Annotated in this window: 15 protein-coding genes; 4 read left to right on the top strand and 11 right to left on the bottom strand. The window is 51.9% G+C overall.

What is annotated here, in order from left to right:
- Positions 1-8 precede the first annotated feature (8 nt).
- Positions 9-773, bottom strand: coding sequence for a DUF2971 domain-containing protein (locus PsW64_RS06410; protein WP_153042344.1), 765 nt, complete (start codon positions 771-773; stop codon positions 9-11).
- A gap of 284 nt (positions 774-1,057) precedes the next feature.
- On the opposite strand from PsW64_RS06410, the gene PsW64_RS06405 reads away from it, so the two are divergent.
- Positions 1,058-2,593, top strand: coding sequence for a YjjI family glycine radical enzyme (locus PsW64_RS06405; RefSeq protein ID WP_063303076.1), 1,536 nt, complete (start codon positions 1,058-1,060; stop codon positions 2,591-2,593).
- On the top strand, positions 2,565-3,431 hold the full coding sequence (locus tag PsW64_RS06400) for a YjjW family glycine radical enzyme activase (RefSeq protein ID WP_063301317.1): 867 nt from the start codon (positions 2,565-2,567) through the stop codon (positions 3,429-3,431). The genes PsW64_RS06405 and PsW64_RS06400 overlap by 29 nt, the downstream gene beginning before the upstream one ends.
- On the opposite strand, the gene PsW64_RS06395 is transcribed toward PsW64_RS06400, so the two are convergent.
- Positions 3,428-4,336, bottom strand: a complete 909-nt coding sequence (locus PsW64_RS06395; protein WP_108819721.1) for a helix-turn-helix domain-containing protein — start codon at positions 4,334-4,336, stop codon at positions 3,428-3,430. The two genes, PsW64_RS06400 and PsW64_RS06395, sit on opposite strands and share 4 nt — an antisense overlap.
- Before the next feature lie 125 nt (positions 4,337-4,461).
- Between PsW64_RS06395 and PsW64_RS06390 the strand changes: the two genes are divergently transcribed.
- Positions 4,462-5,289: a cysteine hydrolase gene (locus PsW64_RS06390; RefSeq protein ID WP_063303075.1), complete on the top strand. Its 828-nt coding sequence runs from the start codon at positions 4,462-4,464 to the stop codon at positions 5,287-5,289.
- Positions 5,290-5,399: 110 nt separating this feature from the next.
- Complete coding sequence (locus tag PsW64_RS06385; RefSeq protein ID WP_063303074.1) at positions 5,400-5,882, top strand: hypothetical protein; 483 nt, start codon at positions 5,400-5,402, stop codon at positions 5,880-5,882.
- A gap of 37 nt (positions 5,883-5,919) precedes the next feature.
- Here the strand turns inward: PsW64_RS06385 and PsW64_RS06380 are convergent, their stop codons facing one another.
- From PsW64_RS06380 to PsW64_RS06340, 9 genes are all read right to left on the bottom strand, one after another.
- On the bottom strand, positions 5,920-6,675 hold the full coding sequence (locus PsW64_RS06380; RefSeq protein WP_063303073.1) for an SDR family oxidoreductase: 756 nt from the start codon (positions 6,673-6,675) through the stop codon (positions 5,920-5,922).
- Positions 6,676-6,777: 102 nt separating this feature from the next.
- The gene (locus tag PsW64_RS06375; RefSeq protein ID WP_063303072.1) at positions 6,778-7,257 is read right to left on the bottom strand and encodes a type III secretion system chaperone; all 480 of its coding nucleotides are present in this window, start codon (positions 7,255-7,257) and stop codon (positions 6,778-6,780) included.
- A gap of 164 nt (positions 7,258-7,421) precedes the next feature.
- Positions 7,422-8,060, bottom strand: a complete 639-nt coding sequence (locus PsW64_RS06370) for a hypothetical protein (protein WP_063303071.1) — start codon at positions 8,058-8,060, stop codon at positions 7,422-7,424.
- Positions 8,061-8,156: 96 nt separating this feature from the next.
- The gene (locus PsW64_RS06365; RefSeq protein WP_208980596.1) at positions 8,157-9,008 is read right to left on the bottom strand and encodes an ABC transporter permease; all 852 of its coding nucleotides are present in this window, start codon (positions 9,006-9,008) and stop codon (positions 8,157-8,159) included.
- A complete protein-coding gene (locus PsW64_RS06360) occupies positions 9,008-9,928 on the bottom strand; it encodes an ABC transporter permease (RefSeq protein WP_063303070.1) in 921 nt (306 codons plus the stop codon). Before PsW64_RS06360 ends, PsW64_RS06365 begins: the two co-directional genes overlap by 1 nt.
- Positions 9,929-9,981: 53 nt before the next feature.
- Entirely contained in the window at positions 9,982-11,349 is a 1,368-nt protein-coding gene (locus tag PsW64_RS06355; RefSeq protein WP_063303069.1) for an ABC transporter substrate-binding protein, read from the bottom strand.
- A gap of 34 nt (positions 11,350-11,383) precedes the next feature.
- Positions 11,384-12,427, bottom strand: coding sequence for an ABC transporter ATP-binding protein (locus tag PsW64_RS06350; protein WP_063303068.1), 1,044 nt, complete (start codon positions 12,425-12,427; stop codon positions 11,384-11,386).
- A 372-nt stretch (positions 12,428-12,799) separates the two neighbouring features.
- On the bottom strand, positions 12,800-13,699 hold the full coding sequence (locus tag PsW64_RS06345; protein ID WP_063303067.1) for a sulfotransferase domain-containing protein: 900 nt from the start codon (positions 13,697-13,699) through the stop codon (positions 12,800-12,802).
- Between the two features lie 180 nt (positions 13,700-13,879).
- Entirely contained in the window at positions 13,880-14,362 is a 483-nt protein-coding gene (locus PsW64_RS06340) for a lysozyme inhibitor LprI family protein (RefSeq protein ID WP_063303066.1), read from the bottom strand.
- Positions 14,363-14,403 lie beyond the last annotated feature (41 nt).

Genomic DNA, 14,403 nt, shown 5'->3' with positions numbered 1-14,403 from the left:
AAGCTTGATTAGTAGTCTCGAATTTGGATCTTTGACTTTTGAGGTTCTCCGCCAATTTCATGGTCTCGAAGCAGTGCTTTAGCTATGATCAGATTAGCAGTTGAGTTGGCTGGCCCGGTAAGAATTTCAATGTTTTTGAATGCCTCTTCCTTCAAACCAACATCAATATAATCACCATCAACCTTTAAAGTTTGCTGTGGTTTCTGAGTGACCAAGCTACCAGCTGGAATACGGAACCTCACCTCTTGTTCAAATGCCCAGTCAGCATGCTTCTTTAGCCCGACTTTATGAAACTCATCACTCTTCAGCACAGTATAATGGACGTGACGGAGATCATCAGGTTGGTAATTTATGTCATCAGGACCATAAAGTATGGCTTTTTGATATTTAGGTCCGTAGTGGATGGGTGCCGCAGTTTCAAAGTTTTTCTTTATATGTGGCCCACGTAGTATGTCCGTTATAACACGCTGCTTAATCTGCTTTTTTTGTCCGTCTACTTCAATTTCATGATTTGGTAGCTTTGTAGGATGGGTCGTAAACATATCTTCCGGTAGACCAATCCGCACACCATCTAGCCCTGCATAAAGCTTCCACATTGGGATTGAATCTTTTGATCTTCGTATCCAGCAAGAAACGAATATTTGCTCATTCATTTCCTGATTAAGCGGGCAGCCGTCACGAGGATCATTGACTTTGGATAGCTTATTGAACCGTATGGCTTTGGTTTTCAAAATTAGTGCGAGCGTCTGGACAGATGTGTAGTGATAAAGCAAGTCTTAAAACCTTTGCTCGGAGATTTTGAGGGTAAAGTAACTTAGCATGATGACATTCGCGACAAAAAAACTGAAAAGCTATCCGATTGCTTCTACGACAAGCAAAGACCAGCCATGCAATATCGCATCACTGGAAATCGCACTCTCCAACTCGAGTGCTTTTCCATAAGAAGCTCCAGCCCTGTGCACCATCCTTCTTTTCCAATCGGAAATTGCGGTAGTTCAATTCCTCGCCTGTCTCTCGGGTTTAAGATTTGTTCCAAAGAGCAAAAAGGAACGAACCCATGTCGGAGCTTCTCAAACGGTTTAAGGGCATTACGGAAGACCCTGGCCTCTCCTTTGCGCAAAAGGCGCGGTATCTCTCGCTGGAGGCAGAAAACTCTCTGCCCTACCCTGAGCTTGATGAGGAAACCGCCAAGGCGCTGGAAGAGCGTGTCATCTGCGACATGTATGAGGGGCATGCACCCTTCAAGCCGCGCTATGTGATGCCCGACTATTCTGTGGTTCTGGAAAAGGGGAGCACCTTCCTTGAGTTGGAACCAGCAACCACCTTGGATGAAGCTATCAACTCCCTCATGATTGCTTATCACCACGTGCCGTCTGTCACCAACATGCCGGTGTTCATTGGTCGCCTCGACAATCTCTTGCTGCCGTATTGCGATGAGGTCAGTGATGAAGAGCTTTACAAGAAGCTGAAGCTGTTCTGGCGCTATCTGGACCGTGTGCTGCCGGATGCCTTCATGCACGCCAACGTGGGGCCAACCGACAACCGCGTTGCCCGTACCATCATGCGCATTGATGCGGAGCTGAAGCAGATTGCTCCGAACCTTACGTTCATCTGGGATCCTGATGTCAGCTCTGATGCGATCTTTTCACAGGCTTGCGATAGCATCATTGAATGTTCCAAACCCCACATCGCGAACAATCCGCTGCATCAGCCTCTGTTTGATGACCACGGCTATGGTGTCGCCAGTTGTTACAACGTGCTGCCTCTATGCGGTGGCGCTTCCACGCTCACACGCATCAACCTGCGTGAAGTAGCGCGTCGCTCCAAAGATACTGCAGACTTCTTCGAGAACGTTCTGCCGAAATACATTGACCTCAACTTCCGCCTGACTGAAGCGCGGATTGACCATCTCTTCAACAAATCCGGCTTCTTTGAAAGCTTCCTTGTGAAAGAGGGCTGGATCAGCCGAGACCGCTTCACGGCCATGTATGGCATCTTTGCCATGGCGCAGTGCGTGGATGAGTTGCAGGCCAAGGAAGACCGCTCCGGAAAGTACGGACATGATGAGACCGCCAACCAGCTTGGTCACCGCATCTCCAAAGTGCTTTATGAGGCCGTTGAAGCGCGTCCCATGGAAAACTGTTGGCGAGGTAAGGCTATGCTGCATTCACAAGCAGGTCTCAGCGATGATGATGGCTGTACGCCGGGTGTTCGTATCCCTTATGGCAGTGAACCCGATCCAGTCACGCACGTTCAGGCACTGGCAGAACACCATGCGTTCTATCCATCTGGTGTCTCGGAGATCCTGACACTGGATGAAACCATCGAGAACAATCCAGCCGCACTGGAGCAGCTCGTGAAAGGTGCGTTCCAACTGGGCTTCCGAGAGTTTTCCGCCAACGTCTCCAACAATGACCTGGTGCGCATCACCGGTTACATGGTGCGCTTGTCAGACATTGCGAAGTTTAAAGAATGTGGCGGGTCTCGCATCAACACAACTGTGCTGGGTGCGGAAGCTGCTGAGACTGGTAAAATACTAGAGCGCGCACCACGGGTGATGAGCCATGAACTTGCCCCTCGCTACAGTCAGTAAGGTTTTAAAGTTCTCTTGCGTGGATGGGCCGGGCAACCGGCTTGTCCTGTTTCTGCAAGGCTGCAACTTTGCCTGCCCGACCTGCCACAACCCGCACACCATGAAGCTGTGCAACGATTGCGGTGACTGCGTGCCAGAGTGCCCGACCGGCGCTCTGACCATCGTGCAAGGCAAAGTGGTGCACGACGCGAGCATTTGCGACCAATGCGATAAGTGTCTAGACGTCTGCCCCATCAATGCCAACCCTAAGGTCACGCAATTCAGCGTTGATGATGTTCTGGCGCTTTTGTACCAGAACAAACCGTTCCTGAATGGCATTACGATTTCAGGCGGGGAAGCAACAACCCAGTTGAAATTCATCATTTCTTTGTTCACGGCCATCAAAACTGATGAGAAGCTGAAGGACCTCACCTGTTTCATCGATAGCAACGGCTATTTGCCTGCAGCTGCGTGGAAGACCGTTCTGCCCGTAACCGATGGCGTGATGCTTGACATCAAAGCCTTCAACAACACCTTGCACCGCCTGCTCACCACCCGCAGTAATGAACGCGTTCTGGCCACCGCTAAGCTGCTCGTTGACTCCGGCAAGCTGCATGAACTGCGCTATCTGCTCATCCCGGGCCGCACAGACAGCGATGAGGAAATCGAAGACCTCGCTAACTTCGTTCGTGCACTGGATACGGATACGCCCCTGCGCCTCAACGCCTTCCAACACCACGGCGTCAAAGGCGAAGCCCTCACCTGGCCCACCATGAAAGAAACAGACGTGGAACGTATTGCAGCGGAGCTGCGATCAGCAGGGCTAACGAATGTGGTGGTGCCAGCGGTTTATATTTAGCCCTTCCGCTCCATTCGAAACTTCTGCGGTGAAACGCCGATGGCGGCTTCGAAGGCGCGGGAGAAGGCGCTGCGACTGCGGAAGCCGATGAGGTGGGAGACGCGCTCAATTGGGTGGTCTGTTTCCAGCAGCATAGTGGCAGCACGGCGCATGCGCACATCTCGCAGAAGTTCCATCGGGCCACTGCCGTATGCTTCCTGAAAGCGTTTGGCGAAGCCGCTGCGGCTCATGCCAGCGAGGGAGGCGAGGCTCTCGACGGAGTGCGGTTCGCCCGGAGTGTCAAGGATATGCCGAAGCACCGGCCACATACGTGGATCGCGCAGCGCGGCCATCCATTCCAAACCACCGCGCTGATCGTTGAAGCGGCGGCGCATCAGCTCGATCATGCATTGCATCAAGAGTGCACGCACCATGGCGAGGCTTCCGGGCGCAGGGTTGGCAAGCTCCAACAGCAATCGTCGGATTGGCGCTTCACAGGCATCTTCGCCAGCCTGATTTTCGACAATCGGTTCCTGCACCAGATCAATCAGGTTCTCCATCTGCCGCAAGCTGAGCGAGATACGAGAGCAGATCGCGATGAGCTGGCCTTTGTCCTGTGTGTCACTGTTATGGATCAGGTGTGCCATTTTCAGCTTGTCAGGATTGCAGCTGGGGATTGGATCGTGAACCTGCCCGAAGCTGCGCAGAACGTGCTTTTTGAGCGCAGGTACGAGGATCAACGATCCTTTGCTCACCGGAATGGCAGGACGTCCCGGCAGCACAAGCTCACCTTCTCCGGCAAGCACATAGTGCAGCGTTGCCAAAGGGTCTTTGTCCAAATCAAGATCGCAGGCGCCATTCAGCTCGCACAAAGCAAACGGATGCGCTTGTATCTCCATTTCATCGAGAATAAAATGAATATCCATGCTGATCTCTATACGCGTCCAATCGATGAAATGATACATATCAGGACGAAAAGGTACCAATTCTGGACCATAAAGCACATAGCCTATTCCATCTTCTCTTCACCGAACAAGAGAAGGAACAGACGATGTGTAATGATCATGATCACAAGAAAACACTCAGTCGCCGCGATGCTCTGCGCGGCGGTCTGACCGCTGCAGCAGCTGTTGGCGGCGCAGCAATTGCGGGTACAGCACATGCCAAGGCGCAGGATAAAGTGAAGGATCCATATGCTCCACCAGCAAAGTCCGTTCTACCTCCAAGCAATATGAAGCTGGATCTGAGCCGTGCCGCTCTTGTGGTGACAGATCCGCAGAATGACTTCTTGTCTCCTGATGGTGTCACCTGGGGCGTGGTGGGCGAAAGCGTGACCCGCAACAACACTGTCAGCAACATTGAGCGCCTGTTCAAAGCCGCGAAAGCAGCGGACATCACCGTGGCTGTTTCTCCTCACTACTACTATCCAACGGATCACGGCTGGAAGTTTGAAGGCGCGCTGGAAAAGCTGATGCATAACATCGGCATGTTCGACCGCAAAGGTGCGCTCAACGTTGACGGTTTTGAAGGCTCCGGAGCAGACTGGCTGGACGTTTACAAGCCGTACATCAACGACGGCAAAACCATCGTCACATCTCCGCACAAGGTCTACGGCAACGACACCAACGATCTGTCCCTTCAGCTGCGCAAGCAGGGTGTTGATCAGGTTATTCTGGCGGGTATGTCTGCCAACCTGTGTACTGAGAGCCATATGCGCGAGCTGATCGAGCAGGGCTTTGAGGTAGCTGTGGTAAGCGATGGCACAGCCGCTGCAATTATTCCAGATGGTGACGGCTATCTGGCGGCGCTGACCAACTTCCGCTTCATCGCAAACGCGGTCTGGACAACAGACGAAGCTGTTAAGCTGCTTCAGGCTTAACCACCTAGCGCACCGCCTTACTCCTTAAGGTGGTGCGTTTTTTATCTCTCTGCTGTGCTTACACCTCAATTTGAACTGCATGTGCAATAAGTTTCAGTTAGAGAAGAGCTATGGCTCAAAAGACGAAAATTGGCCGCCGTGTTGGTGGTTGGCTCTATCTACATCGCTCTGGCATAGAATTACTCCCAGCGGAGGATGCTGAAAGGCTGGCTCAAGTCGTGGCACAGCATCCGGACACCTCATGGAACCTCTGCAAGATCAGCAAGGACAAAGTCTCGCTGCTGCATTACGAGGACTTTGAGGCCTCCGGCTTTCCCGCTTTGCTCCATTCCATCACGATTGATCTTGCAACTCAGACAAGCAAGGCCATCGACTATTCCAAGCGCGAGAACCCGCCAATCCTGCATCGCAAAGAGTTGCTGTTGCCAGAAGACGATCCCAACATCCTTCAGTATGCCGCTTTAACGAAAGCTGCAGAAGAAGCCGGTCTGTTCGAAAAGCCCGCAGGCATTGGAACGCGCAAGGCATGGGCAAAACGCATTGCTGTTGCTGGGTTAAGGTTGGAAGGTCACCATCTGTTGGTAAGCAAGTAAAAGGGAGGTTGCGCCTCCCTCTTGAGTTCGCATAGCTTCAAATCAGCCGGATTGAGACACCGCCATCAGCGGTCATCGCGCTTCCCGTCACGAAACTAGACCGATCCGAGAGCAGAAACAGTGCGGCTTGGGCGATTTCTTTCGGGCTTGCCATGCGCTTGAGTGGATGCAACCCAGAGATGAAGGCATGCCCCTCTGGATCATCACCCGCCATTGCTGTCTTGGTTCCGCCGGGGAGCAGCGCGTTGATGCGGATACCATCTGGTCCATGGTCTGCAGCCAGCGACTTCACCAACCCAACCAATCCCGCCTTGCTGGCAGCATAAGCCCCCATGCCCGGCATGCCGCTGTTGCAGTGCCCTACAAAGGAGGATGTGAACACAATCGCTCCCTTTGTGCGCTTCTTCAAAGCCGGAATCTGTGTTTTAGCCGCGTAAAATGCGCTAGTGAGATTGGTATGCAGCACATTTTCCCAGTTGGTACTGTCCATCTCTGGGATCGGCTCCATATTCCCCACAGTGCCGGCGTTGTTGAAGGCCCCATGCAGCACGCCGTAGGTGTTGAGCGCATGCTCCACCAGTTCGGAGGCATAGGCCTCTTTAGTCACATCCCCTGCAAGATAAGTCGCCGAACTTCCTTGTTTCGTGATTTTTTCTGCAAGTGTTGCCAGCTCTGCTTCGCGTCTGGCCCCAAGCACCACATTTGCGCCTTCAGCAGCAAACAACTCGGCTGCTGCAGCGCCAATTCCGCTGCTCGCACCCGTGATGATGATCGTTTGTCCGTGTAGTTCCATGTTCTCCTCCATCGGTTGACTGGAGGCACTATTGGCGGCAATGCGGACAAAACCCACCCGATTTGCGAGGTCCCAGATTTATCAGAAGCTCGCAGTGATCCCTTAAGGCATCAGATACTGCATTTGAGAGTTCAGGCTATCAACTGGCATGTTCTGCGCAGGAACAGGCTCATCAGAAGGGAACTTTGCCAATTCCACCAGCTCATGTACCCAGAAACTGGTGTACTTCACGAACAGTTTGACGGCTTCTGCAAACTCTTCAGCTGAAAGTTTGTCGACCTGAATAGCTTGGGTCAAAAGCACTTCGGAGCTGCGCTGGTTGATTGATAGCGCTGCGTGCCCCGTTCCCATGCCGTTGTAGTTGGCTTCCAGAAGATGCAGGTAAAGCGACTTCGGGACGTTGTTCAAACTTGCCAAACGGCTGTTGAGCCGAACCACGTTTGCTTTGAAGTCCAGAACCTGAAAAAACACCTCAATCTCACCATCAACAGTCAAAGAGCACATATTCTCTGAGTCTAGTTTCAGGTCAGGCAATCCTATCGTCTCACCAAACTGCCTGAGTGTGTTTTCTACCATTTCCATTTGACGCCCCTTGATGTGTAAGTGGTCTGCTGGCCCTACCCGCAGACTGCGCAAAACCCGGCACTTCCAAAGCCTTTACGAAAAGGCTGCAAAATGCCATGCCTGCAAAATGTGAGAGGGTGCCCCAGCAATCTGCGCTGCCTTTCCTCTCACGTATGATCAGATTACAGAGTGAGTTCTGTCTTAACGCCCCTCAGCGCAGATGGAATTTCACTCATAATGTCATCGATAAAGTGGATTTCTGAACTCAGGTCCCCGACGGACATGAGGCCGCCTTTCACAAGCCCTTCAAAGACATGAAGAGCGCGCTCTGCATGGGCAGAATGACCGCGGATCAGCCGATCACCATCACCTTTGAAATCATGCAGGCGAATTGCATCGCGCTCTTGTGTCGTAAATTGAGAGGCCGCATTTTGCAGCTGTTTTGAAACAAACCCACGAGGGTTATTGGGTTCCAATTTTTCTGCAGCGTGGTGCAACTTCGTAAAACTTTGATAAGCCTCAGCTAACCTGCCGTCTTTTAAATTGGAGAAAACGGCGGAAACAGCTGAACTTGCAGCTTCTTGCCGGCGGTCTGCCGCTGCATCTGCGTCGGTTTGGCTCCACACAATCTGCTTGGTTGCCATGCCTTCAAAAAATTCTGAAATCTTGCTCGTGGTGCTGTTCGAGCCTTCGCTAATACGCGTTGCGTTGGATTTAGAAACAGTGTGACCACCCAGCTCTGCCGCCTGAAGAGCTGCCGGTGCATTCACTTCCAGCGGAGCATGGTACGAGGACGCTCCGCCAACTGAAATACCCGTCATAATCTAATGCCTAAAGTTCTTCCCATGGATTCAACGTACCCAAAGGCTCACACTTCAGGTGTGTTGAACGAGACAGATCTCTAATTAATTTAGGGATTACTCAGCTAACGGATAGCTGCGAATAAAGCGATCTGTGAAAATCAGCAGGATGATACCGGGCACAGATGCGATGAGGGCAATGCCAGCTCCTGTTGCATCCAGTGCACCGCCGGATATTTTTGCAAACAGCAGCGTCGGCAGAGTGATGATCTGCCCCTGCCCGATGAAAAACGTAAGCAAAAACAGGTTGGTTGAGACCAAGAAGGTGAAAAGGCAACCTGCAATCACTCCGGGAAGGATCATAGGCAAAGTCACGCGGAAGAAAATCTGTCGGCGATTGGCACCAAGAACACGTGCGTGGTCTTCTGCGTCCGTTCCATGCCCCTGATAAACCGCTGTCAGCAGGCGCACCATGTATGGAATGGTTGGGATCAGATGCACCACAATGACGCCTGCATAGGTGCCAGCAAAGCCGAGCGCAATAAAGATCATCAGCAGAGCAATACCAATAGCAGCTTCAGGAATAAGAAGCGGCAGAGCGATCAGAAACTCAAGCTGGTTTTTACCGCGAAAGTTCCGCTGTGCCAGCACGCGAGCAGCGGGCAGACAGATGAGCAGGCACAACAGCGTCACTGCAATGCCGATACCAAGCGTGTTGATGGTCGCTTCTGCAACGCGAGAACTTGGCGAGAACACATAGTCCCATGCCAATGGAAACGGAGAGCGCTCCCGTTGCTCATGCCACCAGACAGTTGGCAAAATGTTCGGCCACGCCCAACGGAAGGCCAAAGACTGGATGATCAGCGGGGCAAACGGTGCGATGGTAAAAGTTGCCATGGCCAACACCAGCAGGCGCTGCCATGGACTGATGGATTTGATGTCCCGGAGGTTGGAGCTTGAACCGATCATCAGACGCGCCCCCTTGCCCGCTCATATCTGCGGTAACCCAACAGGTAAACTGCGAGGAAGATGCCGGAAACCAATGCCAGTGAAACGACCACGGCCATGCCCTGCAATTGGAACGCATAATTGGCATCCTGAAAATACCGCCAAGCCAACACAGGCAGAGTATCCGGATAACCACCACCCAGAATAAGCGGTGCTTCAAATGCACCGATGTTGAACGCAAAGCAAATCAGGGAAGCAGAGACAATGCCCGGCATGATTTGTGGCAGCGTGACACGCCAGAAGATTTGTCTGGAATTGGCACCCAGCACCATGGCTGCTTCCACCGTATCTTCGCCTTTTCGAGCCAGAACGGCGGAAAGGGTGAGCGTCATAAACGGCACCTGCTTCCAGACATAAACAGCGATAATCCCGCAGCCTCCATGGGTTTTGAGGATCTGTACAAACTGAGCCGGATCATCAATCAACCCAAGACCTGCAGAGATGCGCGAGAGCAGCCCGCCATTGCCCAGCATCACCAGCGCCAGTGCAATGCCAACGGTGTAAGGCACCATAAGTGGCAAACGGATGAGTGCCCCGAAAACCCGCGAGGCTCTGAACTTCTTGGAAAGAGCAATGCTGAGAGGGATCGAAATGACGAGGCCAATCAGTGTTGCTGCAAACCCGTAATAGAGCGTCAGGCCCAATGACACCCAAAAATCAACGGAGAGCCAGAGGCGTTCAAAATATCGGGTTGTTGGAAACTCATTGATACCAAACCACGGCGCATAGCCAAAGCTTTGCAGAATGCCCAGCACGACTGCTCCGCCAAACAACCCCAGCAAAATCACAAGCAGAGGCATCACCTCAACAACATCACGCAGGTTCTGCATGAGCGCGGGAGGTGCGGCCGTTTTGGAGTTTACTGGAAGTGCCTTGGGCATCAGTTTTCGTTTCATAAAAAGCGGATGGCAGAAAACCGCCACCCGCAAAGATGTTAGTTGTTCAGTTCGCCAGAGACCTGCGCAACGATATCTGCCAGGGGCTTATCGTCTTTGCGCTCGATAACCGCCAGCCAGGTGGCTTCGATCACATCAACAAGACTGGCGTTGGTATCTGGCGCGATGTTGTCGTCCACCTGTTGTTGAGTCACGCCGTAATGTGGAGGCGCGGAAGCTGCAACTTCTGCCGTTTCTTCCTCACTCAGGCGCCACAGATCCAGACCAACAGGCATGCCTGCGGTTTTCAGCTTGGAGGCCTGCGCTTCCGCCGAAGAGAAGTAGTTGATGGCCACAAGAGCTGCTGCCGGATGTGGACTGTTAAGTGGAACGGCAAGGTAGTTCTTGTTCTTGATCATGTTGCCAGCCGGGAAGATCATCTCTTCCGCCTGTTCCGGATAGGCACCGGTGATTAGGCCGTTATGGTTGCCAAACACACCAAACTTGCAATTGAAGTGCACTTCAGAATTGAGGAAGAGATTATCGAGTTCACCAGAATTTTCAGCATAACGTGGCTTGCCGGAAGCTCCGCCTAATAGCAATGGTTCGATGCTTTTCAGGTACTCAATACCCGGCTTCATCAGGCGTGCCAGCTCTTCGCCGCCCATCTCTTCAAAACTCTGCTGGTAAGGCGCAGCCCCGGTGCCGTCCGGATTGTGCGCATAAAGGACAGACTGCACAAAGGTGTTGCCCAGATAATGCGGAGGCTTCACATAAGTGAACTTGCCCGGATTGGCTTCCAGATAGGTCTTCAGCTGAGCAAAGGTCGCTGGTGTGTTTTCTGCAGAGACGTGGGCGCGGTTGACGGAGCACACATACTGCTCACCAGACCAGGGCATTTCCTGAAAACCGGTTTCAACGCCAAAATCACGCAGGTTGAGAAGTGAACGCGGATCGCTCTCATCCCACTCAAAATTCACAGAGTTGGGCAGGCGATTGGCAAAAGCACCCCACAGCGCATTCTGCTGCTTGAGAGAGTAGAAGTTTTCGCCGTTGACCCAGACCAGATCCACACTGCCCTGTTCTTCACCGCGACCTGCTGCCAGTTCGGCAATCACCACATCTACCGTGTCTTTGGTTGCTGTGATGCGCACAGGGTTCAGCTTCACCCCTTCGGCAGCCAATGCCGGTGTTGCCACCTGATCAACCCACAGGTTGATGATATCGGACCCACCCCAGTAATAAAAGTTGACGGTGCCTTCATCACGCGCTTTGGCGGTGACATCTTCCCACCCCAGATTGCCCTTCAGAAACTCACTGCGGAACATGCCCGGAGCGTCTTCTGCCTGCACAGCGCTGCTCCAGCTGACAACAGCGAGCGTGCTTGCAAGTAGCATCTGTTTGGTGCGTGACTTTGTGTTCTTCATAAATTGCCCCCAACCGGTTCTTCAGCCGCTTTTACTACAACAGCCAAATTTGCTCTGGCGGTAAGGTCACGGTGACCGCATCGCCTGTTTTTCTTTTGATTGTAGATGCTTCCTCAACGGTCAGAGATCCCTCTCCCACCTGAAGCGTGTAGCGCATCATCGCGCCAAGAAATTCTGCTCGTGTGATTGTGCTGGAGAACGCATTTTTCTGCGGTGCTTCGCGGCACTCTTCAATCTGTATGCTTTCAAACCGCAGCATAGCCTTTGATGGTTGTTTAGTGCCAAGGCCTGATCCAGCTCCCAGTATGAGCTGGCCATAAGGGCTCTCGATATGCCCATCAGATGTTGGTGTGCATGCAAAGATATTGGAATGCCCCATAAAACGGGCAGTCTGTTCATTAGCTGGACGCTGGTAAATCTCATCGGGTGCTGCAAGATGCGCTATTTTACCGTCAAACATCACCGCAATCCGGTCCGCCAGATCCATCGCCTCAATCTGGTCATGGGTCACCAGCAGCGTCGTCATGCCGTACTCATCATGCAGATCGCGGATAAACTGGCGCATCTCAGTACGCAGCAGCGTATCAAGGCTCGCCATTGGCTCATCCAGCAACAGCACTTCAGGCTTGGTCACCAACGTACGTGCAATCGCAACGCGCTGCATTTGCCCACCAGACAGCTGTGCAGGAAAGCGCTTGGCAAACGTTGAGAGACGGACGATCTCCAGCATCTCGCCCACCTGCCGCATCTGCTCATCTGCTGAAAGGCCGCGCACAGACAGACCAAACGCTACGTTCTGTTCAACCGTCATATGTGGGAACAGTCCAAAACGTTGAGAAACAAGGCCAACTTTTCGCTTCTGGACAGGCAGAGTGGTCACATCCCGCCCATTGAACCAGATGGAACCGGAGGTCGGTTGCTCCAAACCACAGACCATACGCAGGCTCGTGGTTTTGCCACAGCCAGACGGGCCCAGCAGCACCAGAAACTCACCGCACGCCACATCAAGATCAATGGCATCAACCGCAGGCGTTCCTGAGAACACTTTTGAGAGGTTTTTCAGCTGAACCTGCGTCACACGGCGCCTCTTCACTCATCTTGATCGGGACGTTTGCGTCCATCTGTTATTATTGTTGCTTTCAAGCTGCAGCGAAACCTGCGCAATAGCACAAGCCTACCCCATAAATCGGAGGAGGTCAGGTTTCTCCTGTCAGTTGAGTGATTTGCACACTATGCCAGTGCGTTACTGACGGTACAGTAAAACCGGCGTGAGTTTAACGTTATGAGGACTGCCATACAGGATATCAGCGACTTACCGTCATCCAAAGCCGCTCAGTTCGCACAGATATGCCGTCAGCAAGCGCACTGCTCGCCACAGGTATCCTCATTCAACTATTGGATAAAAGGAAAATTGAGAGCCCGACAACCCCGAAGCGATACACCAAGATGTTCAAGCATCAGATTTATCAAAAGCAAACCAGAACTGTTCCGCCACTGGTTTTGTCTGTGAATAGATTTTTCTGAAAGGCGCTGGAAAGTTTGCCTTAGCAAAAGAAATGTCTCCATCCAGAAAATGCTTGCGATAAATCCTCTCAACATCTTTGGAAAGAACTGTTGCTCGTTCACCTTGTTTGCAATAATCAAGCGCGCATTTGAGCAGCACACCACGAAGCCCTGCGTCCTCGATTGCAGAAAGCTGCGGAATAATCGATAGTCCAAGTTCACTCAGGCCTGAATTCGCTCGATGGCTGATATCATCGGGCTCCAGAAGTTTTTTCTCGTAGAACTTGTTTATGAAGTCAACATACTCAACCGGATATTTCTCCATCGCCTCCTGGGGCAGGTATATAACAGAAACCTTCTCAAGTTGCTCTGCAACGCTTTGCCATGCGAATGAGGGCGTGACCACCTTATTCGCAAATTCATGAAAGGTTTTTGGAGTCCCTTGCCACGACAGGCAATGAAGGAAAAACGAGACCAGAAAATCAGTGCGGTTTCGCACCGTGACCAATGTTTTAACTTGCACACCTCGTCGCTCCAGTTCTTTCACAAGCTGAGAGTAACGCTTGACGTTAGGATAGAACTGTTTGTGAACAAACGCCTTCCCCATGAGCCTTTCGTGAGAGATCCTATATGTGTCTGTCTCTGGCTTAGCAATTGCTTCCTGAAACAGATCCGCTAGTTCCTCTGCTTTAGGTTTGATCATACGATTTTCATAGAGCTGCAAAAATGGGCTAGTTTTGAAATCTGTTCGATCATCAAATAAATCGGGGTGTTTAGAATAGAGCTGCTTTTGCAGCGCGGTTGTGCCAGTTTTATGTGCACCAATATGAACAAGAACTTTTTTCATGATAAAAACCTTAATGCAATTCCTTACGAAGCAGACATTCATATTGAAAAACAGAAACTGCAATAGATTGTTAATCCAGCATCCGTTCAGCCTAACCACATTGGCCTGTACTACTATTCCCGAATATTGGCCCCTTTAAAGGGAGAGGCCATGTTCATCAGTGAGCCCTCTCAATCCTGATTAGTGCGGGCCGGCTTCGACAAGAAATTGCTGGAGCTGTAGGCTACGCATCGCAGTCTGGTCTCCCATGCAAACAGACATGGCGAGCGATGCGTTGCTGCCTCCCTCATAAATCAGCGCATTCGCGGAACACGTGTCATCGCGAAACTTGATCCAGTTGCGTTGCGCATTCTTCAGGCTGGCTTTCACATTGGTGCTGGCCACCTTCATAATCTCAGCATACGCAGTGTTGAGGCGCTGGTCCCAAACCATGTATTCCTGCACAGCGCAGAAAATCATGTGGCTGTTTTGGTACTGACTGCCGATACACTGCTCCATCACCTCTCCAAAGCAAGCCATAGCCGGATAGCCACCGCCCTTCTCTTCTACACACTTTGCGATAATCGCGGCCTGTTCCTCCGTTGGCTCATCAGCAGCATGAGCAAGAGAACAGAGTGAAAGAACCAATGAGAGCGAGAACAGAGACGTGCGCATAAAACTCATAGAAACCTCAAAGTATTTTTCTCTATAAAAAGTGATAGGTG

Source organism: Pseudovibrio sp. W64, assembly GCF_001623145.1.
In the GTDB taxonomy this organism is placed as follows: Bacteria; Pseudomonadota; Alphaproteobacteria; order Rhizobiales; family Stappiaceae; genus Pseudovibrio.
This window is presented reverse-complemented; position numbering and strand designations above follow the sequence as displayed.

Coding starts and splice junctions, on each gene's coding strand:
- PsW64_RS06405 (WP_063303076.1), top strand. CDS start 1,058: ATGTCGGAGCTTCTCAAACGGTTTAAGGGCATTACGGAAGACCCTGGC.
- PsW64_RS06400 (WP_063301317.1), top strand. CDS start 2,565: ATGAACTTGCCCCTCGCTACAGTCAGTAAGGTTTTAAAGTTCTCTTGC.
- PsW64_RS06395 (WP_108819721.1), bottom strand. CDS start 4,336: ATGGATATTCATTTTATTCTCGATGAAATGGAGATACAAGCGCATCCG.
- PsW64_RS06390 (WP_063303075.1), top strand. CDS start 4,462: ATGTGTAATGATCATGATCACAAGAAAACACTCAGTCGCCGCGATGCT.
- PsW64_RS06385 (WP_063303074.1), top strand. CDS start 5,400: ATGGCTCAAAAGACGAAAATTGGCCGCCGTGTTGGTGGTTGGCTCTAT.
- PsW64_RS06380 (WP_063303073.1), bottom strand. CDS start 6,675: ATGGAACTACACGGACAAACGATCATCATCACGGGTGCGAGCAGCGGA.
- PsW64_RS06375 (WP_063303072.1), bottom strand. CDS start 7,257: ATGGAAATGGTAGAAAACACACTCAGGCAGTTTGGTGAGACGATAGGA.
- PsW64_RS06370 (WP_063303071.1), bottom strand. CDS start 8,060: ATGACGGGTATTTCAGTTGGCGGAGCGTCCTCGTACCATGCTCCGCTG.
- PsW64_RS06365 (WP_208980596.1), bottom strand. CDS start 9,008: ATGATCGGTTCAAGCTCCAACCTCCGGGACATCAAATCCATCAGTCCA.
- PsW64_RS06360 (WP_063303070.1), bottom strand. CDS start 9,928: ATGCCCAAGGCACTTCCAGTAAACTCCAAAACGGCCGCACCTCCCGCG.
- PsW64_RS06355 (WP_063303069.1), bottom strand. CDS start 11,349: ATGAAGAACACAAAGTCACGCACCAAACAGATGCTACTTGCAAGCACG.
- PsW64_RS06345 (WP_063303067.1), bottom strand. CDS start 13,699: ATGAAAAAAGTTCTTGTTCATATTGGTGCACATAAAACTGGCACAACC.
- PsW64_RS06340 (WP_063303066.1), bottom strand. CDS start 14,362: ATGAGTTTTATGCGCACGTCTCTGTTCTCGCTCTCATTGGTTCTTTCA.